This window comes from Microbacterium sp. dk485 (assembly GCF_004570445.1).
Lineage (GTDB): Bacteria > Actinomycetota > Actinomycetes > Actinomycetales > Microbacteriaceae > Microbacterium > Microbacterium wangchenii.
The window spans coordinates 1,317,994-1,339,507 of sequence record NZ_SPQW01000001.1 but is presented as its reverse complement, the minus strand read 5'-3'; the positions used below and the strand labels follow the sequence as shown (position 1 = coordinate 1,339,507).

The window sequence follows — 21,514 nt, the reverse complement described above, 5'->3', positions numbered from 1 at the left end:
AGACAATGAAGTTGAACAGAACCCTCGCGGCTCTGACCGTGACCGCCGTCGCCGGGCTCGGACTGACCGCGTGCGCCGGTGGTGCGGAGGCCGGCGACGGCGGCGACGGAGTCACCGTCACGGTCGTCACCCCCTACCTCGCCAATGCCGCCACCAAGGAGGCCATCGACCTCTTCACCGCCGAGGGCGAGGAGCGCGGCTGGACCGTGTCCGTCGTGGACACCGCCGGCGACATGAACAAGCTCAACAGCGCGTTCCAGGATGCTGCCGCCCAGCAGCCCGACGCCATCGTTCTCGGCACCGGCGACCCGACGCAGATCTCGCTCGGGCTGAAGGCTGCCGCCGATGCGGACATCCCGGTGTTCGCGATCGACGCGGGCGCCGCCGACGGCATCGCGGCCAACGTCACGAGCGACAACGTCGACCTCGGTCAGCAGAGCGCCGGCGCCCTCATCGAGGCGATGGGCGGCTCGGGGTCGGTGGTCATGCTCACCCACGACCCGCACCCCGGCGTGCGCGCGCGGGCGGAGGGTGCCCGCGAGGCGTTCGAAGCCGCCGGCATCGAGATCGTCGAGGAGAAGCACGTCAACGTGCCCGGTCCCGTGGATGACGCCCGCACCTCGGTCCAGGACGTCATTTCCGCCCGCGGCGGCGACGTCACCGGCATCTGGGGCGGCTGGGACGAGCCGGCCCTCGGCGCCGTGCAGGCGCTGCAGGCGGCCGGGGTCAGCGACATCCCGGTGGTCGGGGTCGACGGTCAGGACTTCGCGCTCGCCGAGATCGAGAAGGGCGGACCGTTCGTGGCGACCGTCAAGCAGGACTGGGCCGCGATCGTCCTCCAGGTGGCAGACCTCATCGGCGACTTCGTCGAGGAGGGCACCGAGCCGGAACAGGGTCAGTACGAGCTGCCGGGGACGCTGGTCACCCAGCCCTGACGGCAGCACCGTGCACGACGATGCCCCGGCCCGACGGCCGGGGCATCGCTGCATCCGGTCGTGGCGTCAGCGCTCGGACGCGGGGGAGCGGGGCGGATCCGCCGCCGCGGCGGGGGCGGCGTCAGCGTCGGCGGAGGCCACCGCCAACGGTCGTGCGGCGGAGGAGAACAGGCCCGACAGCACGATCAGCACGACGATCACCAGGAGCGTGTTCAGCAGGCCGACGTTCTCGCTGATGAAGCCGAGGATCGGCGGACCGCACAGGAACGCGACGTAACCGATCGTCGCGGCGGCACTCACTCGGGCGGGGGCCTTCGCCGGGTCGTCCGCGGCCGCCGACATCCCGAGCGGGAAGCCCAGCGACGCCCCCGCGCCCCACAGCGCGGCCCCGACGAAGACGAGCGGGAGGTTCGGCGCGAAGATGAACAGGAGCAGGCCCGCTGCGGCGGTGAAGGCCAGGGTGCGCAGCACCGCCACGCGGCCGACGCGGTCGACGAGCGGACCGCCCAGCACGCGCACGACCGCCATCGCGACCGAGAAGACGGTGAGCGCCGCCGCGCCGAACGCCTCGTCGGCCCCGTGGTCCTCGACCACCGCGAGCGGCAGCCAGTCGTTGGCGCCGCCCTCGGCGAAGGCCATCCCGAGCATGATGACCCCGAGCGCGTACGTGCGCGGCTCCCGCCAGGCACTGACGGCGACCGTGAGACGCTCGCGGAACGGCGGCCGTCCGGCCGGCGCGGCAGCCGCCTCCGCGCTCTCCCGCGCGGGAACGCCGGCGACGCTGACCAACGCGATCAGCACGATCACTCCGCCCATGAGGCCCGTGTGGGCCAGCACGGTGATCCCCAGCGCGGCCGCCACCACCCCCAGTCCCGCGCCGATCACGGTGCCGAAGCTGAAGAAGGCGTGGAACAGCGGCAGCAGCGTGCGGCCGCTGGACTTCTCGATCGCCGCGCCCTCGACGTTCATCATGACGTCCACGGCGCCGTTGCCGAACCCGAAGAGCGCGAGGCCCAGCAGCACCACGGGGTAGGACGACAGCAGGTCGGTGCCGATGCCGATCGTGGCGACGCCGATGCCGACGATCACGAGGGCTGCCAGCATCCCGCGCCGCGCGCCCGCCCTGGCCATGACCATCGGTGCCACCGACAGGCCGACGATCGAGGCGATCCCGGCGCCCAGCAGCAGCAGACCGACCGCGATGTTGTCGATCTCCAGGCCCGACTTGATCGCCGGCACGCGAGAGGCCCACGTGGCGATGCTCAGGCCGCTGGCCAGGAAGATGGCGAAGGTCGCCGTTCGCCAGCGCACGAGCTGGGACCGGGTGAGGGCGTCGTTCATGCGATCAGGCTACCGAATCGATTCGACGGGCGGAGGGTACGATCGCGATATGAGCGCGCGCCGAGCCACCATCGCCGACGTCGCGCGCGCCGCCGGCGTGTCGCCGTCCACCGCATCGGTGGTCTTCAGCGGACGGGCGCCGGTCACCGATCCGACGCGACAGCGTGTGATGGACGCCGCCCAGCGCCTCGGCTACACCGGCCCCGACCCGCGAGCGGCGTCGCTGCGGCGCGGGAGCTCGGGAATCGTCGGGGTCGTCGTCGGAGCGCGCCTGGGGGCGGTCTTCTCCGACCCGGTCACCCGGCTGCAGATGGACGGCCTGGCCGAAGGTCTCGCCGGCGTCGGCGCGGGCCTGCTCCTGCTGCAGGACACCGGCGAGGATGCGGCCGGGCCGTCGCTGCTGACGACCCCCCTGGATGCCGCGGTGCTGGTGGGCTGCAACGCCCGTATGCGCGATTCGCTCCAGGTGCTGCGCGCCCGGGACGTGCCGGTCGTGGTGATCGAGGGCGACGGCGGCGCCGGGGTTCCGCAGATCAGGCTCGACAACCGCGAGGCGCAGCACCGACTCGCGGAGCACCTCGCCGAGTTCGGGCACCGCGACGTCGCGATCCTCACGCTGCCGACGGCGGCTGAGCGCCTGCCGGGGTGGCTGGATGCCGCAGCGGAGGCGGAGATCCAGGTCGACGTCGCCGCCGACCGCCTGGCCGGCGCCCGCGAGGTGTACCCGGATGCTCCGGCCTATGCCGCCGGCGCCAGCCTCATCGACGAGGGGCTGGCGGCGGGGCGGATGCTGCTGTCCGACCCCGCCGCGCGCCCCACCGCGGTTCTCGCACAGAGCGACCTGCTCGCCGCGGGTGTCGTGCGTGCCGCTGAGGAGGCCGGCCTCCGCGTCCCCCAGGACCTCAGCGTCACGGGATTCGACGGCGTCGTCGTCGACGGGCTCTCACCGTACGAGCTCACCACCGCGGTGCAGCCGGCGGCCGAGAAGGGCCGCGCCGCCGGCCACGCCGTCACCGCGATGCTGGCCGGGTCGCCGGCGGAGACGCTGCTGCTGACGTGCACGTTCCGCGCCGGGAACACCACGGGCCCGGCGCCGGCCCGCTGACGCGACGATCCGGCGGCGTCCGGACCGGGACGGAGTGCCCGCCGGATCGGGCGGCTGCGGGCGCCACGTAGAATGGACGGGACACCCCGAGAGCCCCGGGCCCCTGCCCGTCGAACCCGAGGAGGGCGCAGTGCTGCCGCTCCTTGGCGCGTTCTTCCTGGTCCCGCTGCTGCTGCCGTGGCTCGTGAAGCTCTTGGGCGCCCGCGCCTTCTATGTCGCGGCGCTGCTCCCGGTCGGGGCGTTCGTGCACGCGGCGTTGTCCACGGCCGCCGTCATGCGCGGAGATATTCCGTTCGAGACATACGAGTGGATCCCCGCCCTGGGCATCGAGATCTCGATGCGGATGGACACCCTCGGCTGGCTGCTCGCGCTCATCGTGACGGGCGTCGGCGCGCTGGTGATGTTCTACTGCCGGTGGTACTTCCGGGGCAAGACGCAGGGGGTCGGGCTGTTCTCCGCCGTGCTGCTGGCCTTCGCCGGCGCCATGTACGGCCTCGTCCTCACCGACGACATCGTGCTGCTGGTGATGTTCTGGGAGATCACGAGCATCCTGTCGTACCTGCTCATCGGGTACTACCACGCGCGCGGCGCCAGCCGCCGCGCGGCCCTGCAGGCGCTCCTGGTCACCACGATCGGCGGGCTCGTCATGCTCGTGGGGGTGGTGCTGCTGGTCGTGGAGACGGGCACGACGAGTCTGTCCGCGATCCTGGAACTGGCCCCCACCGGGGCGACGGTCGATGCCGCGCTGGTGCTGGTGCTGGTGGGGGCGCTGAGCAAGTCGGCGATCTTCCCCTTCCACTTCTGGCTGCCCGGTGCCATGGCCGCCCCCACACCGGTCAGCGCCTACCTGCACGCGGCGGCGATGGTCAAGGCGGGCATCTACCTCATCGCCCGCTTCGCTCCGGTCTTCGCGTTCGCCGCGCCGTGGCGCCCCATCGTCATCGCCCTCGGCGTCTTCACGATGCTCCTGGGCGGGTTCCAGGCCCTGCGCGAGAGCGACCTCAAGCGCGTGCTCGCCTTCGGCACCGTCAGCCAGCTGGGGTTCCTCACCGTCGTGCTGGGCTACGGCACGCAGGAGGCTGCGCTGGCCGGGCTCGCGCTGCTGCTCTCGCACGCGCTGTTCAAGTCATCGCTGTTCCTGGTCGTCGGCGTCATCGACCGTCAGCTGAACACGCGTGACATCGGCGAGCTCAGCGGCGTGGGCCGCCAGGCTCCGGTGCTGGCGACCTTCTCCGTCATCGCGGTGGCGTGCATGGCCGGAGTCATCCCGACGATCGGCTTCGTCGCCAAGGAAGGGGTGCTCGCCGCCCTCCTGGAGGAGACGCTGCACGGCGGCGCGTGGGCGCTCGTGGCGCTGCTGGGCGTCATCGCCGGCTCGATCCTGACGGCCGCCTACGGGCTGCGCTTCCTGTGGGGCGCGTTCGCCACCAAGCGCGATGCCGCCGGCGCGCGCCGCGAGCGCACCGAGTGGCCCGACCCGCCGCTGGGCTTCCTGGGCGCGCCGGTGGTCCTGTCCGCTCTCACCGTCGTCGCGGGCATCGCCACGCCGTGGCTGGACGCGGTGCTGCAGCCGTACGCGCGCACCGCGCCCGCCGCCAGCCCCGGCCTTCCGGCGCCGGAGAGCACGCCGCACCTCGCGCTGTGGCACGGGTTCGAACCGGCCCTGTGGATCTCGCTCGGGACGATCGTGCTGGGTGTCGGGGTCTTCCTGCTCACGGCACGCCAGGGCCGCTTCGCCACGATGCGGATGCTGCCGTTCACGGCCACCGACGTCTACAACGCCACCATCCGCGCGATCGCCCGTCTGGCGGTGTTCACCACCTCGCTCACCCAGCGCGGATCGCTCCCGGTGTACGTGGGGACGATCTTCGTCGTCTTCGTCGCGGCCGAGGGGACGGCGCTGCTGTCCGCGCCGGAATGGCGTGCCGATCTGGCAGCGTGGCAGACGCCGGTGCAGCTCGCCGTGGCACCCGTCATGATCGCCGCGGGGCTCCTGGCCGTCAACGCCCGCAAGCGGTACACCGGCGTCGTGCTCGTCTCGGTCACGGGCCTCGGCATGGTCGTGCTCTTCGCCACCAGCGGCGCGCCCGACCTGGCCCTCACGCAGATCCTCGTCGAGACGGTCACCCTCGTCGCCTTCGCCCTCGTGCTGCGGCGCATCCCGGCCCGCATGGGCGAGCACAACGCCTCGGTGTGGCCCATCGCGCGCGCGGTGCTGGCCACCGCGGTCGGGGTGACGATGGCGCTCGTGGCGATCGTCGCCACCAGCGCCCGCGTGGAGCGGCCGATCTCGGACTCGTGGCCGATGCTGGCGTATGAGATCGGGCACGGGCAGAACGTCGTCAACGTCGCCCTCGTCGACCTGCGCGGCTGGGACACCATGGGGGAGCTGTCGGTCCTGATCCTCGCCGCCACCGGCGTCGCGTCGCTCGTGTTCGTGACCCACCGCGCTGACACGCTGTCCGATTTCACCGCACCGCTGCCGCGCTTGCGCCGCCGCGTGCGCTCGCCGCTCGTGGAGACCGCCGAAGGCCCGCGCGCGCCGACTCCGGACACGCGTCACCAGCCGCAGACGTGGCTGCTGGGCGGTCAGAAGGTGCGCCCGGAGAACCGCTCGATCGTGCTCGAGGTGATCGTGCGCGTCCTGTTCCACTCGATCATCATCGTGTCGCTGTACCTGCTGTTCGCCGGTCACAACCTGCCCGGCGGCGGGTTCGCCGGCGGCCTGGTGGCAGGGATGGCGCTGGTCATGAGGTACGTCGCGGGCGGGCGCTACGAACTCGGTGCCGCCGCCCCTGCCGACGCGGGCCGGCTGCTGGGGGCCGGCATGACCCTCGCGGCGGCGTGCGCCGTGGTGCCGCTGTTCTTCGGCGAGGCGCCGCTGACGAGCGCGTTCATCGAGACCACGCTCCCCGTCATCGGGCATGTCGAGTTCGTCACCTCCACGATCTTCGACGTCGGCGTCTACCTCGTCGTGATCGGGCTCGTGCTCGATGTGCTCCGCAGCCTCGGGGCCGAGGTCGACCGTCAGAGCCAGGAGCTGCGCGACCGCGAGGCGGTGGCCGGATGACCGCGTCGCTGGTGCTCATCGTGATCATGGCCGTGCTCTTCGCGGGCGGCGTGTACGCGATGCTCGAACGCAGCCTCACGCGCGTGCTCATCGGCTTCCTGCTGCTGGGCAACGCCGCCAACCTGCTGCTGCTGATCGTCATGGGCGACCCGGGCGCGGCGCCCTTCTACGGTGCATCCGACCCGGATGCGGTGTCCGACCCGCTCCCGCAGGCCCTGACCCTCACGGCCATCGTCATCACCTTCGCCGTCTCGGCGTTCCTGCTCGCCCTCATCTACCGCTCGTGGCAGCTCGGCCAGGCCGACACCGTGCAGGACGACGCCGAGGACGTCGCCATCCGGGAGCGCCCCACCGACGAAGACGCCATGGACGTCGAGGTCGAGGAGGAGGACGACGACGCCACCACCGACTTCGTGGGAACCGAGGCCGCCCCCATCCGCCTGCTGCGCAGCGACGACGTGACCGCCATCCGCGATGACGCCCCCGCCGACCGGCCCTACCGCCGCACCCGTGCGGACGAGGACGGTGACGACCGATGAGCACGCTCGTTCCGCTGCTGGTCACCCTCCCGCTGCTGGGCGCGGGGATGGCGCTCATCGCCGGACGCCACCGCAAGACCCAGGTGGCGGTGTCGGTCACGACCCTGAGCGCGACGCTCGCGATCGCCCTCGTGCTGCTGTTCGCCGTGGACGCCTCCGACCAGCCTCTCGCGGTGTCGGTGGGCGGCTGGCCGATCCCGCTGGGGATCGTGCTGTACGTGGACCGCCTCGCCGCCCTCCTCGTGGTCATCTCCAGCGTCGTGCTGCTGGCGGTGCTGCTGTTCTCGGTCGGCCAGGGCGCAGCCGACGGAGACGACGACACCCCGGTGTCGATCTTCCACCCCTCGTACCTGATCCTGTCGGCGGGCATCTTCACCGCCTTCATCGCCGGCGACCTGTTCAACCTCTACGTCGGCTTCGAGATCCTGCTCGTGGCCTCGTACGTGCTCATCACGCTGGGCAGCACGGAGTCGCGCATCCGCACGGGCGTCGTCTACATCGTGGTGTCGCTGGTGTCCTCGATCCTGTTCCTGGCCGCCATCGCGATGATCTACGGCGCGCTGGGCACCGTGAACATGGCGCAGCTGTCGGATCGCATGGGCGAACTGCCGCCGGATGTGCAGCTCGTCCTGCATCTCATGCTGCTGCTGGCCTTCAGCATCAAGGCCGCCGTCTTCCCGCTGTCGTTCTGGCTGCCCGACTCCTACCCGACGGCGCCGGCCCCCGTCACGGCGGTGTTCGCGGGCCTGCTGACCAAGGTCGGCGTGTACGCGCTGATCCGCACCGAGACGCAGATCTTCCGTGACAGCGACGTGAACTTCATGCTCATGATCGTGGCGCTGGCCACCATGATCGTCGGCGTGCTCGGCGCCCTCGCGCAGGCCGAGCTCAAACGCATCCTGTCGTTCACGCTCGTCAGCCACATCGGCTACATGGTCTTCGGGCTCGCGATCGCCACGCCCGCCGCGATCGGCGCGACGATCTACTACACCGTGCACCACATCGTCGTGCAGACGACGCTCTTCCTCGCGATCGGGCTCATCGAGCGGCGCGCGGGGAGCACGTCGATCCTGCGCGTGCGGGGCCTCATGCGGGCAGCCCCCGTCATCGCGGTGCTGTACTTCATCCCCGCGATCAACCTCGGCGGCCTGCCGCCCTTCTCCGGCTTCATCGGCAAGTACGGCCTGTTCGACGCGGCGGCCGAGGTGGGCTCGCCCATCATGATCGTGCTGATCGTGGGCGGCATCGTGACCTCCCTCCTGACGCTGTACGCCCTCATGCGCGCCTGGAACCTCGCGTTCTGGCGCGAAGAGGAGGACTCGGCCGAGACCGAGGCCCGCATCGGCTACCTGGGATCGGCCCCCGCCGCCGGCATCCAGACCGAACGGCGCGTGATCCCGCGCATCATGACCGCCGCGACGGCCGGGATGGTGGTCGTCACGATCGCGCTGACGGTGTTCGCCGGCCCGCTCTACGCCGTGTGCGCGCGCGTGGGCGAGACGCTGCTGCAGCCCATCTCCGTCGTCCAGGTCGAGCAGGGGGTGGAGGAATGAAGCACGACGCCCGCACCCTCCTGCACCTGCTGTGGCGGCAGCTGCCGTTCTTCGTCTGGCTGATCGCGCTGTGGATGCTGCTGTGGGGACAGTTCACCGTGCTGTCGTTCCTGACCGGCCTGGTCGCCGCGATCGCGGTGACGCGCGTGTTCCGCCTGCCGCCCGTGGAGCTGTCGGGGCGGCTCAACTTCTGGTACGGCCTGGTCTTCGTCGTGACCTTCCTCACCGACGTCGTGCGGGGCTCGCTCATCGTGGCCGCGCAGGTCCTGGACTTCCGTCGTCAGCCGGGCGCGGCGATCATCGCCGTCCCCTTGCGCACGGACGACGACCTGATCATGACCCACGTCGGGGTCACTGCATCCCTCATCCCCGGCTCTCTCATCGTGGAGGCTGACCGTGACCGCCGCATCCTCTATCTGCACGTGATCGGCGTGCGCTCGGACGAGGACGTCGAGAAGCAGCGCGCCGCGGTGCTGCTGTTCGAGCGGCGCATCGTGCGTGCCGTCGGATCGCGCGCGCAGCTGGCTCAGGTGGAGTCGGCCACGGACACGCGGCGCACGGCGCCGCGTGGCTCGATGGGAGGCGTCGCATGAACGTCGTGCTGATCGCGATCTTCGTCGTCTTCACCGTCGCGGCGATCCTCACGCTGTGGCGCATCGTCATCGGCCCCTCGATCCTGGACCGGGCCGTGGCATCCGACGTGCTGCTGACCGAGGTGCTGTGCGTGCTGGGTGCGGAGATGGCGATCAACCAGCACACGCGCTCGCTCCCGATCATGCTGATCATCGCGGCCGTCGGCGTGTTCGGGTCGGTCTCCATCGCGCGGTTCGTCGCGAGGAAGGACAACACCGAGCGATGAACGCCTTCGCCGCCCTCGGCACCGATGTCGCCGCCACCCCGCTCCAGGCGTGGCTGGATGGCATCGCCCTCGTCCTGATCCTCTTCGGGGCCCTGCTGTGCCTGGTCGCCGGCATCGGCGTGCTGCGCTTCCGCGACGTGCCGGCGCGCCTGCACGCGGCGACCAAGCCGCAGGTGCTCGGGCTCATCGTGATCTGCCTCGCGATCGCGCTGTCGCTGCGGTCGTGGCCGGTCGTGGCCTTCCTCATCCCGGTCGTGCTGTTCCAGCTGGCCACCGCCCCGCTGTCGGCGCACATGGTGGGGCGGCAGGCGTACCGCAACGAGACGATCGACCGCACGAGCCTGTACGTCGACGAGCTGCGCGGCGAGAAGGAGACCCCGCCCGCCTCCGGCGGCTGAGCCGCAGCGGTCAGCCGAAGATGCTCGGCTGCAGGTCCGCGAGTGTGCGCCGGCGCGTGATGCGCGCAACGCCCACGGCCGACAGCACGAGGCCGGCGATGAGCCACATCGCCAGGACGCCGAGGTCGAGCCAGACCCGCGGGAGGCTGCCGCCGTACATCAGCTGCCGCATCCCGTCCACGACGTAGCCCATGGGCAGCACCTGGTGCGCGGCGGCGAGCGGCCCGGGGAGCGTCTGCCACGGGAACGTGCCACCGGCGGAGACCAGTTGCACCACCATCAGCACGAGTCCGAGGAATTCGCCCACCTCCCCGAACCACACGTTCAGGGCCAGCACGATCGCGGCGTAGGTGGCGGTGGCGGCGATGAGCAGGCCGAGCGTGGGCAGCGGATTGGCGAAGGAGAACCGCAGCGCGAAGGCGAGCACGGCGAAGAGCCCGACCATCTGCACCGCCCCGAACATCGCCGGGGTGAGCCATCCCGCCAGCGTCACGCGCACGGGGGCGTGCAGGGCCGTGACGGCGCGGCGGGAGATCGGCTTGACGATCAGGAACAGCGAATAGATGCCGATCCAGCCCGCCAGCGCCGCGAAGAACGGCGCGAGACCCGCGCCGTAGTTCTGCGCCTGGGCCAGGTCGCTCGTGGACACCGACACCGGATCGGACAGCGTCGAGGCCTGCGCGGACCGGGTGTCCTCGTCGCTTTCGGGGATCTGGCTGACTCCGTCGGCCAGCCCGGTCTGCAGCTGGGAGGCGCCATCCAGCAGCTCGGCGGTACCCGGGCCGAGCCGGGCTGCGCCGTCGTTGAGCTCCGCGGCGCCCGCTGCCGCCGTCGCCGTCCCCTCGGCCAGTCGCGCGCTCCCCTCGGCGAGCTGAGCGGCCCCGGCGGCGACCTCCTGCGCGCCGGCGTTGAGCTCGTCGATCCGGCCCACCGCGCCCTGGACACGGCTGTTCGCCGCGTCCAGCAGTTCGCCGACGGGGTCGAGGGCGGTGAGGATCCGCGCGGTCTCGCCGGGGTCCACCCCCGCGGCCGTCAGGGCCTGTGCGATGTCGTTGCGGGCGGTGGGCAACTGCGCGACGGCGCCCGCGGATGCCGCGCCCAGTTCGTCTGCGATGCGGTCGAGTTCGGCCGTTCCGCCCGCTACGCGCGCGGCGCCGGCGCTCAGTTCACCGGCACCGCCGCTCAGCTGCGCGGCACCGTCGCGCAGCTCCGCCGTGCCGGTGGCCAGGCTCGCGGTGCCGGCGGCGAGCTGCTCGGCGCCCGAGCGCGCCGTGCCGAGCCCGTCCACGAGCTCCTGCGCTCCGTTGGCGGCATCCGAGATCTTGACGCGGATGGTCTGCAGGTCGGCCAGGAGCGTCAGGCCCGCCTCGTCGATGACTTTGGCCACGATGTCCGCCTGAATTCGTTCCACCGCCTGCGACCCGATCGTGGAGGCGAGGTAGTTGTTGGCATCGTCGGTGCGCAGCTGGATCTCCGCCTTCTTGGGGTCGGAGGACGAGATGGAGGCGATCGCCGCGGAGAAGTCGGCGGGGATCACGATGACGAAGTCGAAGCGCCCGGACGCCAGACCGCCTTCCGCCTCCGCCGATCCGACGCGGCGCCAATCGAAGGTGTTGCTCGCCAGGAGCTCCTGAGCGACCTCGTCGCCGTAGCTGCGCTCCGCGCCGTTGACGCTCGCGCCGGTGTCGTCGACGACGATCGCGGCGGGAATCCGGGCGAGCTGCCCGTACGGATCCTGATTGGCCCACAGGTACAGCCCGCCGTAGAGGATGGGCACGCACAGCAGCGCGACGAGCGCCAGGAGCAGCATCGGCGTGGACACGAGGCGACGCAGCTCGGCATGGATGATCTGAGGGATCTTCATGATGACCCGCCCGTCTTGTCCGATTCAGCGCGGCGATCGGCGGTCCGACGCCGGTTCGGGGAACGACGGTGCCGGAGGGGAGGCGTGCCGGCATCGTCGGAGGCGGGCGCCGAGGCGGCGTCGTCGTCGGGAGCTCCCGCGTCGCCCAGGACGAGATGCGCAGGCACTCCCGCGATCGCCAGCACCGCGTAATCCCGCGCGGCGAAGTCCTCTACGATGCGCCACCACGCGTGCGGATCGCCGCCGTGCCGATCCGGCGAGACCAGCACGAGCCCCTCCACGTCGGGTCGGAGCGCGGCGCACTCGAGCACGATCCGGATCCGTGCCGCCGGCTCGATGTCGCCCACGGGCGTGGAGGCGAGGTCGCCGAATCCGTGCTCGTCCAGCCAGTGCCGAGCCCGGAACGGCGTCGGCGGGCGCCCGGCGAACATGAGCTCCTCGGCGACCATGCCCGCCACCGAGACGTTGGGCTCGGGCTCGGAGATGCCGGGCGCGTCCACGAGGGCCACCCGCCGGCGCAGCATCCGTGCATCCGGTGCACCGTCGATCAGGACGGTGCCGGCGCCTGGCCGCATGCGGCCGGAGGCCAGGAGTCCCAGAACGGTCGGACGCTGCTCCGTCTCGGCCACGACGCGTGTGGCCCGCGCGGACCCGTAAGACAGGGACGTCTCGGGCAGGGCGCGCCCGTTGCGCCCCTGACTGACCCTGCGCAGTTCGATCCTCATGAGGCCTCCGCCCGGTCAGGGGCAGAGTACCTGCGCGTCGTGGCCGTGTCTCGGGCCCTTCGGCCCGGTGCGGCGGTGCAGCGATCGCGGCCGGCGCGGACGCGCCGGCCGCGGGGTCAGTCGGTGCCGGAGTCGAACGCGGCGGCCTCGCCGGCCGCGTCGGTGGCCTCGGCGAGGGCCTCGCGGGCGGGATCCAGCGGTGTCGCCGGCTCGATGATCTCGTCGGCCTCGCCGGCGGTGACGCGGCCGACCAGCTCAGCGGTCGGACCGCCGATGAGCCCCATCCCCGCGTACTGCTCCAGGCGCGTGCGCGAGTCAGCGATGTCGAGGTTGCGCATCGTGAGCTGTCCGATGCGGTCGGTCGGGCCGAACGCGGCGTCGCCGACCCGTTCCATCGACAGCTTGTCGGGGCCGTACGACATGACGGGGGCCGTGGTGTCCAGCACCGTGTAGTCCTCGCCGCGGCGCAGGCGCAGGCGCACTTCGCCGGTGATGGTGGATCCGACCCACTTCTGGATGGATTCGCGCAGCATGAGCGACTGCGGCTCGAGCCAGCGGCCCTCGTACATCAGGCGCCCCAGGCGCCGGCCCTGCTCGTGGTAGGTGGCGAGGGTGTCCTCGTTGAGGATCGCGTTGACCAGGCGCTCGTAGGCGATGAACAGCAGCGCCATGCCGGGGGCCTCGTAGATGCCGCGCGATTTGGCCTCGATGATGCGGTTCTCGATCTGGTCGCTCATGCCCAGGCCGTGACGCCCGCCGATGCGGTTGGCCTCGAACACCAGCTCGACCGGGTCGGTGTATTCCACGCCGTTGAGGGCGACGGGGCGTCCGCGGTCGAAGGTCACCGTCACGTCTTCGGTGGCGATCTCGACGGCCGGGTCCCAGAACCGCACGCCCATGATGGGCTCGACGGTCTCCAGCGACACGTCGAGGTGCTCGAGCGTCTTGGCCTCGTGGGTCGCGCCCCAGATGTTGGCGTCGGTGGAGTACGCCTTCTCCACGCTGTCGCGGTAGGGGAAGCCGTGTTCGACGAGCCACTGGCTCATCTCGGTGCGGCCACCCAGCTCGGTGACGAAGTCGGCGTCCAGCCACGGCTTGTAGATGCGCAGAGCCGGGTTGGCGAGCAGGCCGTAGCGGTAGAACCGCTCGATGTCGTTGCCCTTGTAGGTGGATCCGTCGCCCCAGATGTCGACGCCGTCTTCCTTCATGGCACGCACGAGCAGGGTTCCGGTCACGGCGCGGCCCAGCGGCGTGGTGTTGAAGTAGGTGCGTCCGCCGGAGCGGATGTGGAACGCACCACAGGCGAGGGCGACGAAGCCCTCCTCGACGAGCGCCGACTTGCAGTCCACCAGCCGCGAGACCTCGGCGCCGTACTGCAGCGCACGGCCGGGGATGGCGGCGATGTCGTCTTCGTCGGGCTGACCGAGGTCGCCGGTGTAGGTGCAGGGCACGGCGCCCTTGTCGCGCATCCAGGCCACGGCGACGGAGGTGTCGAGCCCTCCCGAGAAGGCGATGCCGACGCGCTCGCCGACGGGGAGGGACTGGAGAACCTTGGACATGAGCCCAATTCTAGTTTCCGCCCTGTTCCGCGACGAACCGCGCCCGATGTCCTCCGCCTGCCGGGGAATGAGCACTGCTGTGATGGTTCACATCCCGGGCGAATGTGGACGAACGGGGTCAACGTGTGATGCCCTCAGTCAGGGGTCGTTACTCGATTGTTACCGCTCACATGCTGGTGCAGAGCGAAATGTGAAGGCTAACATTCGAGCCAGCAGACACCATGGCGGCGTCCGCGCCCCGGCTGCGAGCCGGACCCGAACGAGGAGGTTTTGGGAATGAAGAAGAAGATCCTGGCGGCAGCAGCCCTGCTCAGTGCGGTCCTCTTGACCGCGACCGGATGCGCGGGCAACGCGGGCGGAGGCGACGGCGGGGACGACGTCATCACGGTCGGCTTCGCACAGACCGGCTCGGAGTCCGGCTGGCGGGCGGCGAACACCGAATCGATGAAGGAGGCCTTCTCGTCCGAGAACGGCTTCGATCTGAAGTTCAACGCGGCCGACAACAAGCAGGAGGCGCAGATCGCAGCCGTCCGCAACTTCATCAACCAGGGCGTGGACGCGATCGTGATCGCCCCCATCACGGTCGATGGCTGGGACGACGTGCTCACCGAGGCCAAGGACGCCGGGATCCCGGTCATCCTGGAGGACCGTACGGTCAGCGCGAGCGAGGATCTGTACGCGTCGTGGGTCGGCCTGGACTTCGAGCAGGAGGGTGAGACCGCCGGCGAATGGGTCAAGGAGAACTTCGACGGCAAGGGCGCGAACCTGGTCGTCCTGGAGGGCACCACCGGATCGTCGGCGGCGCTGGATCGGGCCACCGGCTTCAACGCGGCGATCGAGGGCACCGACATCACCGTGATGGACTCGCAGACCGGCGACTTCACCCGCGACGGCGGCAAGAAGGTCATGGAGGGCTACCTGCAGAAGTACGGTTCGGACATCGACGTGCTGTTCGCGCACAACGACGACATGGGCCTGGGTGCGCTCGACGCGATCAAGGCCGCGGGCCTCGTCCCCGGCACGGACATCCAGATCGTCACGATCGACGCCGTCAAGGACGGGATGACCGCACTGGCCAACGGCGAGTTCAACTTCATCGTGGAGTGCAACCCGCTCCTCGGCGAGCAGGCCGCCGAGCTGGTCAAGAAGGTGCTCGCCGGCGAGGAGGTCGAGAAGGCGACCATCGTCGAGGACCAGTCCTTCACGCAGGAGCAGGCGAAAGAGGTCCTGGACTCGCGTCCCTACTGAGTCCGTCGCATCCGACACCCCGCCGGGACCGGGAACCCCGGTGCCCGGCGGTCCGCCTCGGAAGGAGGCCCGCATGACCGACGACACCGTCGTCCGTCCCCGGAAGCACCGGGACATCTCCGCCGCACCCGTCGCCGAGCTGCGCGGCATCACCGTCGAGTTCCCCGGGGTGAAGGCACTGGACGGGGTGGACCTCACGCTTCGCGCCGGTGAGGTGCACACCCTCATGGGCGAGAACGGCGCCGGCAAGTCCACCCTCATCAAGGCACTCACGGGGGTGTATCCGGTCGCCACCGGCACGATAACGATCGGTGGTGCGGCACGCGTGTTCCGCACCACGGCAGACGCCGAGGCGGCGGGGATCTCCACCGTCTACCAGGAGGTCAACCTCTGCACCAACCTCTCCGTGGGCGAGAACGTCATGCTCGGCCACGAGGTGCGCCGCGCGGGGGCGATCGATTGGCGGGCGACCCACCGGGAGGCAGCGCGCCACCTCGCCAACCTCGGCCTGGGCATCTACACCCGCTCGACGCTGGGGACGCACTCGATCGCCGTCCAGCAGCTGGTCGCGATCAGCCGGGCGATGGTGTCGGATGCGTCGGTGCTCGTGCTCGACGAACCCACCTCGAGCCTGGACCGCAGCGAGGTCGAGCAGCTCTTCGCCGTCGTGCGCGACCTTCGCGACCGCGGGGTCGCGATCCTGTTCGTCACGCACTTCCTCGACCAGGTCTACGAGATCTCCGATCGGCTCACTGTGCTGCGCAATGGGCGCTTCGTGGGGGAGTACCCGATCGATGAGCTCCCCCGCGGTGAGCTCATCGCGAAGATGATCGGCCGCGAGCTCGATGAGCTCGACGCGCTCTCCCGCACGGCGGCGCGGGAGATCGACCGATCGGCCGAGCCGGTGCTCTCCGCGGTGGGGGTGGGCCGCAAGGGAGTCCTCGAACCCGTCGACGTCGAGGTCTTCGACGGCGAAGTGGTCGGGATCGCGGGTCTGCTGGGCTCGGGACGCACCGAGCTCGCGCGGCTGCTGTACGGTGCCGACCGCGCGGACACCGGCCGGCACATCGTCCGCGGCCTGCCCGCACGCATCACGACGCCGCGGCATGCGATCGACCGGCGCATCGCGTTCTCGTCGGAGGATCGGCGGGCCGAGGGCATCATCTCCGATCTCACCGTCGCCGAGAACGTCATCCTGGGCATCCAGGCCAAGCGCGGCGCGCTGCGCAGGATGGGCAGGGCCGAGCAGGACGCGATCGTCTCGGAGTACATCGCGGCGCTGGGAGTGCGCCCGGCCGATCCGCACGCGCTCGTGCGCAATCTCTCCGGCGGAAACCAGCAGAAGGTGCTGCTCGCGCGGTGGCTGGCCACCGCCCCCCAGCTGATCATCCTGGACGAGCCCACGCGCGGTATCGACGTGGGCGCCAAGGCCGACATCCAGAAGAAGGTCGCCGAGCTGTCGGCCGAGGGACTGGCCGTCGTGTTCATCTCCTCCGAGTTGGAGGAGGTCATCCGGATCGCGCAGCGCATCGTCGTGATGCGCGACCGTCGTAAGATCGGCGAACTGGACGCCACGGAGGTCGACGTCGACGATCTCGTCGCCGTCATCGCCGATGAATCCCGCGAGACGGAGCCGTCTCGCCAGAGCCCGGAGACAGCGGCATGAGATCGACTCTGACGGGTGTGTTCCGACACCGCCTGGTATGGCCGGTGGCGGCCCTGGCCGTCCTGATCGTGGTGAACACCATCGCGCGGCCGTCCTTCATCGGCATCACGGTGCAGAACGGGCAGCTCTACGGCCCGCTCATCGACATCCTGCGCAACAGCGCGCCGCTCATGCTGGTGGCGCTGGGGATGACGCTGGTCATCGCCACGCGCGGCATCGACCTCTCGGTCGGCGCGATCATGGCGGTGTCGGGGGCGGTCGCCTTGACCTTCATCTCCTCCGCGCCCGACCCGGGGTCCCCGGCGACGGTGCTCACCGCGATCGCCCTGGGCGTGCTCGTCTCCCTCGTGCTCGGGCTGTGGAACGGCTTCCTCGTGTCGGTGGTCGGCGTCCAGCCGATCATCGCCACGCTCGTCCTCATGCTCGCCGGCCGGGGCGTGGCGCTGCTGATCACGGGCGGCTTCATCACGACGATCAACAGCGACCCGTACCGGTTCATGGCGCAGGGCTACCTGTTCGGGCTGCCCTTCGCGTTCTACGTCTCGGTGCTCGCGATCGCCGTCGTCGCGGTTCTGGAACGGCGGACCGCGCTGGGGGTGCTCACCGAGGCGGTGGGCATCAACCCCGAGGCCAGCCGTCTCGCGGGCGTGCGCTCGCGCGGAATCATCTGGGGCGCGTACGCCGCCAGCGGCGTCCTGGCGGGGCTGGCCGGCATCCTGTATTCCTCGAACATCATGGCCGCCGACGCCAACGCCGCCGGTCTGTACATCGAGCTGGACGCCATCCTCGCCGTCGTGCTGGGCGGCACGAGCCTCATGGGCGGGAAGTTCACGATCGCCGGCACCGTCGTCGGGGTCTTCACCATCCAGACGCTGAAGTCGACGATCACCTTCCTCGGCGTCCCGCCAGCGATCAGTCCGCTGTTCCTCGCGATCGTCGTGATCATCGTGGTGCTCGTTCAGTCGCCCCGCACCCGCGGTGGCCTCGCCCGGCTGGCGGCATCGGCCCGCCGCGCGCCCGCGACCAAGATGGGAGCCGCCTCGTGACCACCCTGACCGCCGGCACCGAGCGCCGCGGAGCCGTCACCACCGCCGTGCAGCGCTTCCGCAGCCGGCACGCCTCGTGGGTCCCCGTCTTCGGTGCCCTCGTGATCCTCATCGCGATGATGGGCGGCGCGCAGGCGTACTTCGGCACGTTCGTCACCCCGCGCGTCCTGTCCGCGCTCCTGCTGGACAACGCCTACCTGCTGATCCTGGCGGTGGGGATGACCTTCGTCATCCTCACGGGCGGCATCGACCTGTCGGTGGGCGCCGTGATGGCCTTCACCGGGATGCTGGGAGCGAGCCTGCTGAGCCAGGGGCTGCCCACCGCCGTGGTCGTCCCCGTCATGCTCCTGCTGGGGGCGGGGATGGGGCTTGCCGTGGGCGTGATGGTGCAGTACTTCGGTGTGCAGCCGTTCATCGCCTCGCTCGCCGCGATGTTCGCCGCGCGGGGGCTGGCGTTCATGGTGAGCCTGTCCTCGATCAAGGTGGAGGACCCTGCGATCCTGTGGCTGCAGTCCACGCGCATCCAGGGAGCGCCGGGGAGCTTCTATCTCACGCCCACCGGGATCCTCGCGCTGCTGGTGGTGGCCGTCGGCATCCTCGTCCTGCAGTTCACGCGCTTCGGCCGCACGATCTACGCCATCGGCGGCAATGAGCAGTCCGCGCGCCTCATGGGTCTCCCGGTCGTGCGCACGAAGCTGCTCGCCTACGTCATCAGCGGTGTGTGCGCCGGTCTGGCGGGCGTCGTCTTCACCGCGTACACCGGGGCGTCGTACCCCCTGAACGGCATCGGCACCGAACTGGACACGATCGCCGCGGTCGTGATCGGCGGGACGCTGCTGACCGGGGGAAGCGGATACGTGCTGGGGTCGATGATCGGCGTCTTCGTGTACGGCACGATCAAGACCGTCATCTCCTTCCTCGGCGCGGAGCAGGCCTGGACGCGCATCACGATCGGCGGCCTGCTCCTGATCTTCGTCGTCGTGCAGCGCGTCATCGTGGCGCGATCGGCAAGCCAGCGTTCTTGAACGGGATGCCGCGCCGCGCACCGGCATGATGGAGCCTATGGATTCGCGCCCGACGACGGTCGCGCCGGTGGTCGAGGTCACCGGCGCGACCGTCCGGTTCGGTGCGGAGACGGTGCTGGATGCGGTGGACTTCCGCCTCTTCCCCGGCGAGGTGCACTCGCTCATGGGGGAGAACGGCGCCGGCAAGTCCACGCTCATCAAGGCCATCACGGGCGCGCTGCGGCTGGACGAGGGGGTCGTCCGCGTCGCGGGAGAGCCCGTGCGCCTGCGCAAGCCGGCGGACGCGCTCGCCGCCGGCATCAGCGCGGTCTACCAGGAGATCGATCTCCTGCCGAACCTCACCGTGGCGGAGAACATCCTCCTCGGCCGCGAACCGCGCCGGTTCGGCGCGATCGACTGGCGCCGGCTGAACACGCGGGCAGCGGAGGTGCTCGCCGAGCTCGGGCTCGACATCGACCCCCGCAGCACCCTCGTGCGCCACTCGCTCGCCGTGCAGCAGCTCGTCGCCATCGCGCGGGCGATCTCGGTCGACGTGCGCGTGCTGATCCTCGACGAGCCCACGTCGAGCCTCGACCTCGACGAGGTGGCGGAGCTGTTCCGCGTCATGCGCGACCTGCAGCAGCGGGGGGTCGCGATCCTGTTCGTGTCGCACTTCCTCGACCAGGTGTATGAGATCTGCGACCGCATCACGGTGCTGCGGGGAGGGCGGCTGATCGGCGAGTACGTCCCGGACGAGCTTCTGCGCATCGATCTGGTCGAGAAGATGCTCGGTCGCACGAGCGAGGAGCTTCAGGTGCGCCAGGCGGTGGAGCCGACCCCGGGGGAGGCGGCGGCGTACGTCAGCGGTACCGGCATCACGGTCGGGGCGGCGGTCACCGACGCCTCCCTGGCCATGGCGGAGGGCGAGGTGCTGGGCCTGGCGGGGCTGCTCGGGTCGGGGCGCACCGAACTGGCGCGCGTGCTCACCGGCATCGACCGGCCGGATGCCGGCAGCATCCGCGTCGCGGGCGTGCCGACCGTGCTCGGCTCGCCGCGGCAGGCCATCGCGCTCGGCATCGTGTACTCCTCCGAGAACCGGCGCACCGAGGGGATCATCGGCGACCTCAGCGTGGAGGACAACATCACCCTCGCCCTCCAGGCCGAGCGCGGCGTGTTCCAGCTGCTGGGGCGCCCACGGCGGCGCGAACTCGCGGCCAGCTGGATCGAGGCGCTGGACATCCGTCCCGCCGATCCCGATCGCCCCGCCCGCACGCTCTCCGGCGGCAATCAGCAGAAGGTGCTGCTGGCGCGCCTCCTCGCCCTGTCGCCGCGGGCGCTCGTCCTGGACGAGCCGACGCGGGGCATCGACGTGGGCGCGAAGATCGAGATCCAGCGTCTCGTGGCCGACCTCGCCGACAACGGACTGTCGGTGCTGTTCATCTCCGCCGAGCTGGAGGAGGTCCTGCGCGTGTCCTCCCGGGTCGCGGTGCTGCGCGCGGGCCGGGTCGCCGACATCCTGCCCGCCGAGGCGCTCACCGTGGATTCGCTGCTCGCGCGGGTGGCGCGCCCCGAGGACACCCCGTGAGCGATGAGCGCGGCGCGAAATCCGCCAACATCTTCGACGTCGCGCGGCTGGCGGGCGTATCGCACCAGACCGTGTCCCGTGTGCTCAACGACCTTCCCAACGTCCGCCCCGCGACACGTGCGCGCGTGGAGCAGGCCATCACCCAGCTGCGATACAGCCCTTCGCCGGCGGCGCGGGCGCTCGTCACCCGGCGCACCCGCACGATCGGGCTGGTCACCCCGGGAAGCGCCGACTTCGGGCCGACGTCGATCGCGATGCACTTCACCGTCGCGGCCCGTGCCGAGCGGTACTCCGTCGACACGGTCACCTCACCCGATCCCGATCCGGCCAGTGTGCGCTCGGCGGTCGAGACACTCCTGCGTCAACGCGTGGACGCGATCGTGCTCGTCGTGACGGACGTCGGGGTTCTCGAGGTGGTGCGCGGTCTCGACCTCAGCGTTCCTCTGGTCGCCGCCGCCGCGACGCAGCGCCGGCATCCGCACCTGGTCTCCATCGACCAGTACCGCGGCGCCCGGTCGGCGGTGCGGCATCTCGCCGAGCTCGGGCACAGCCGCATCCTGCACGTCGCCGGCCCGCCGCGGAATCCCGATGCCCTGGAACGCGTGCGCGGATGGCGCGACGAGCTGGCCGCGCGGCGCCTCGTGGCCGAGGAGCCGCGCAACGGGGACTGGTCGGCGGCGAGCGGGTACGAGCTGGGGCGGGAGCTCGACCTCGGATCGGGCACGGCCGTCTTCGTGGGGAACGACCACATGGCGATCGGCCTGCTGTCGGCGCTGCGGGGCCGCGGACTGAGTGTGCCCGAGGACATCAGCGTCGTCGGCTTCGACGACGTGCCCGAGGCGCCCTACCTCATGCCACCGCTGACGACGGTGCGCCAGGACTTCCGCGCTCTGGGGGAGCTCATGATGCAGAAGGTGCTGCTGGCGGTCGAGGAGCCCGAGAGCCTGACCGAGGACACCCCCATCGCGACCCACCTCATCGTGCGGGAATCCGCCCGCGCGCTGGGGTGACCGCCGC

General features: G+C 70.9%; 18 protein-coding genes. 14 read left to right on the top strand and 4 right to left on the bottom strand.

What is annotated here, in order from left to right; genetic code table 11:
* Positions 1–5: 5 nt before the first annotated feature.
* Positions 6–935 (top strand): sugar ABC transporter substrate-binding protein, encoded by a 930-nt coding sequence (locus tag E4V99_RS06220; RefSeq protein WP_167758085.1) that lies wholly within the window; start codon positions 6–8, stop codon positions 933–935.
* 66 nt (positions 936–1,001) lie between these two features.
* On the opposite strand, the gene E4V99_RS06215 is transcribed toward E4V99_RS06220, so the two are convergent.
* Complete coding sequence (locus E4V99_RS06215; protein WP_135116708.1) at positions 1,002–2,276, bottom strand: MFS transporter; 1,275 nt, start codon at positions 2,274–2,276, stop codon at positions 1,002–1,004.
* A 49-nt stretch (positions 2,277–2,325) separates the two neighbouring features.
* Here E4V99_RS06215 and E4V99_RS06210 point away from each other — a divergent pair, with 49 nt between their 5' ends.
* From E4V99_RS06210 to mnhG, 7 genes are all read left to right on the top strand, one after another.
* A complete protein-coding gene (locus E4V99_RS06210; protein WP_135116707.1) occupies positions 2,326–3,381 on the top strand; it encodes a LacI family DNA-binding transcriptional regulator in 1,056 nt (351 codons plus the stop codon).
* Between the two features lie 130 nt (positions 3,382–3,511).
* Positions 3,512–6,451: a Na+/H+ antiporter subunit A gene (locus E4V99_RS06205; protein WP_135116706.1), complete on the top strand. Its 2,940-nt coding sequence runs from the start codon at positions 3,512–3,514 to the stop codon at positions 6,449–6,451.
* Positions 6,448–6,990: a Na(+)/H(+) antiporter subunit C gene (locus E4V99_RS06200; protein ID WP_135116705.1), complete on the top strand. Its 543-nt coding sequence runs from the start codon at positions 6,448–6,450 to the stop codon at positions 6,988–6,990. Before E4V99_RS06205 ends, E4V99_RS06200 begins: the two co-directional genes overlap by 4 nt.
* Positions 6,987–8,543 (top strand): Na+/H+ antiporter subunit D, encoded by a 1,557-nt coding sequence (locus tag E4V99_RS06195; RefSeq protein ID WP_135116704.1) that lies wholly within the window; start codon positions 6,987–6,989, stop codon positions 8,541–8,543. Before E4V99_RS06200 ends, E4V99_RS06195 begins: the two co-directional genes overlap by 4 nt.
* Positions 8,540–9,136, top strand: a complete 597-nt coding sequence (locus E4V99_RS06190) for a Na+/H+ antiporter subunit E (RefSeq protein WP_135116703.1) — start codon at positions 8,540–8,542, stop codon at positions 9,134–9,136. Before E4V99_RS06195 ends, E4V99_RS06190 begins: the two co-directional genes overlap by 4 nt.
* Complete coding sequence (locus tag E4V99_RS06185) at positions 9,133–9,402, top strand: monovalent cation/H+ antiporter complex subunit F (RefSeq protein ID WP_135116702.1); 270 nt, start codon at positions 9,133–9,135, stop codon at positions 9,400–9,402. The genes E4V99_RS06190 and E4V99_RS06185 overlap by 4 nt, the downstream gene beginning before the upstream one ends.
* Positions 9,399–9,800 carry a monovalent cation/H(+) antiporter subunit G gene (gene mnhG, locus E4V99_RS06180; protein WP_135116701.1) on the top strand — a complete coding sequence of 134 codons (402 nt, stop codon included), beginning with the start codon at positions 9,399–9,401 and terminating at the stop codon, positions 9,798–9,800. The genes E4V99_RS06185 and mnhG overlap by 4 nt, the downstream gene beginning before the upstream one ends.
* Positions 9,801–9,810: 10 nt before the next feature.
* Here the strand turns inward: mnhG and E4V99_RS06175 are convergent, their stop codons facing one another.
* From E4V99_RS06175 to argG, 3 genes are all read right to left on the bottom strand, one after another.
* Positions 9,811–11,664 (bottom strand): YhgE/Pip domain-containing protein, encoded by a 1,854-nt coding sequence (locus E4V99_RS06175; protein ID WP_135116700.1) that lies wholly within the window; start codon positions 11,662–11,664, stop codon positions 9,811–9,813.
* The gene (locus E4V99_RS06170) at positions 11,661–12,389 is read right to left on the bottom strand and encodes a hypothetical protein (protein ID WP_135116699.1); all 729 of its coding nucleotides are present in this window, start codon (positions 12,387–12,389) and stop codon (positions 11,661–11,663) included. Before E4V99_RS06170 ends, E4V99_RS06175 begins: the two co-directional genes overlap by 4 nt.
* A 116-nt stretch (positions 12,390–12,505) precedes the next feature.
* The gene (argG, locus tag E4V99_RS06165) at positions 12,506–13,948 is read right to left on the bottom strand and encodes an argininosuccinate synthase (protein ID WP_135116698.1); all 1,443 of its coding nucleotides are present in this window, start codon (positions 13,946–13,948) and stop codon (positions 12,506–12,508) included.
* 276 nt (positions 13,949–14,224) lie between these two features.
* Between argG and E4V99_RS06160 the strand changes: the two genes are divergently transcribed.
* From E4V99_RS06160 to E4V99_RS06135, 6 genes are all read left to right on the top strand, one after another.
* Positions 14,225–15,196 (top strand): ABC transporter substrate-binding protein, encoded by a 972-nt coding sequence (locus tag E4V99_RS06160; RefSeq protein ID WP_135116697.1) that lies wholly within the window; start codon positions 14,225–14,227, stop codon positions 15,194–15,196.
* A gap of 73 nt (positions 15,197–15,269) precedes the next feature.
* The gene (locus E4V99_RS06155; protein WP_135116696.1) at positions 15,270–16,862 is read left to right on the top strand and encodes a sugar ABC transporter ATP-binding protein; all 1,593 of its coding nucleotides are present in this window, start codon (positions 15,270–15,272) and stop codon (positions 16,860–16,862) included.
* Positions 16,859–17,908 (top strand): ABC transporter permease, encoded by a 1,050-nt coding sequence (locus E4V99_RS06150; RefSeq protein ID WP_135116695.1) that lies wholly within the window; start codon positions 16,859–16,861, stop codon positions 17,906–17,908. The genes E4V99_RS06155 and E4V99_RS06150 overlap by 4 nt, the downstream gene beginning before the upstream one ends.
* On the top strand, positions 17,905–18,933 hold the full coding sequence (locus tag E4V99_RS06145; RefSeq protein WP_135116694.1) for a sugar ABC transporter permease YjfF: 1,029 nt from the start codon (positions 17,905–17,907) through the stop codon (positions 18,931–18,933). The genes E4V99_RS06150 and E4V99_RS06145 overlap by 4 nt, the downstream gene beginning before the upstream one ends.
* Before the next feature lie 37 nt (positions 18,934–18,970).
* The gene (locus E4V99_RS06140; RefSeq protein WP_135116693.1) at positions 18,971–20,497 is read left to right on the top strand and encodes a sugar ABC transporter ATP-binding protein; all 1,527 of its coding nucleotides are present in this window, start codon (positions 18,971–18,973) and stop codon (positions 20,495–20,497) included.
* Positions 20,494–21,507 carry a LacI family DNA-binding transcriptional regulator gene (locus E4V99_RS06135; RefSeq protein WP_135062466.1) on the top strand — a complete coding sequence of 338 codons (1,014 nt, stop codon included), beginning with the start codon at positions 20,494–20,496 and terminating at the stop codon, positions 21,505–21,507. Before E4V99_RS06140 ends, E4V99_RS06135 begins: the two co-directional genes overlap by 4 nt.
* Positions 21,508–21,514 lie beyond the last annotated feature (7 nt).

Excerpts from the sequence above, each read along its gene's own strand:
- E4V99_RS06220 (WP_167758085.1), top strand. The coding sequence starts at position 6 with ATGAAGTTGAACAGAACCCTCGCGGCTCTGACCGTGACCGCCGTCGCC.
- E4V99_RS06215 (WP_135116708.1), bottom strand. The coding sequence starts at position 2,276 with ATGAACGACGCCCTCACCCGGTCCCAGCTCGTGCGCTGGCGAACGGCG.
- E4V99_RS06210 (WP_135116707.1), top strand. The coding sequence starts at position 2,326 with ATGAGCGCGCGCCGAGCCACCATCGCCGACGTCGCGCGCGCCGCCGGC.
- E4V99_RS06200 (WP_135116705.1), top strand. The coding sequence starts at position 6,448 with ATGACCGCGTCGCTGGTGCTCATCGTGATCATGGCCGTGCTCTTCGCG.
- E4V99_RS06195 (WP_135116704.1), top strand. The coding sequence starts at position 6,987 with ATGAGCACGCTCGTTCCGCTGCTGGTCACCCTCCCGCTGCTGGGCGCG.
- E4V99_RS06190 (WP_135116703.1), top strand. The coding sequence starts at position 8,540 with ATGAAGCACGACGCCCGCACCCTCCTGCACCTGCTGTGGCGGCAGCTG.
- E4V99_RS06185 (WP_135116702.1), top strand. The coding sequence starts at position 9,133 with ATGAACGTCGTGCTGATCGCGATCTTCGTCGTCTTCACCGTCGCGGCG.
- mnhG (WP_135116701.1), top strand. The coding sequence starts at position 9,399 with ATGAACGCCTTCGCCGCCCTCGGCACCGATGTCGCCGCCACCCCGCTC.
- E4V99_RS06175 (WP_135116700.1), bottom strand. The coding sequence starts at position 11,664 with ATGAAGATCCCTCAGATCATCCATGCCGAGCTGCGTCGCCTCGTGTCC.
- E4V99_RS06170 (WP_135116699.1), bottom strand. The coding sequence starts at position 12,389 with ATGAGGATCGAACTGCGCAGGGTCAGTCAGGGGCGCAACGGGCGCGCC.
- argG (WP_135116698.1), bottom strand. The coding sequence starts at position 13,948 with ATGTCCAAGGTTCTCCAGTCCCTCCCCGTCGGCGAGCGCGTCGGCATC.
- E4V99_RS06160 (WP_135116697.1), top strand. The coding sequence starts at position 14,225 with ATGAAGAAGAAGATCCTGGCGGCAGCAGCCCTGCTCAGTGCGGTCCTC.
- E4V99_RS06155 (WP_135116696.1), top strand. The coding sequence starts at position 15,270 with ATGACCGACGACACCGTCGTCCGTCCCCGGAAGCACCGGGACATCTCC.
- E4V99_RS06150 (WP_135116695.1), top strand. The coding sequence starts at position 16,859 with ATGAGATCGACTCTGACGGGTGTGTTCCGACACCGCCTGGTATGGCCG.
- E4V99_RS06140 (WP_135116693.1), top strand. The coding sequence starts at position 18,971 with ATGGATTCGCGCCCGACGACGGTCGCGCCGGTGGTCGAGGTCACCGGC.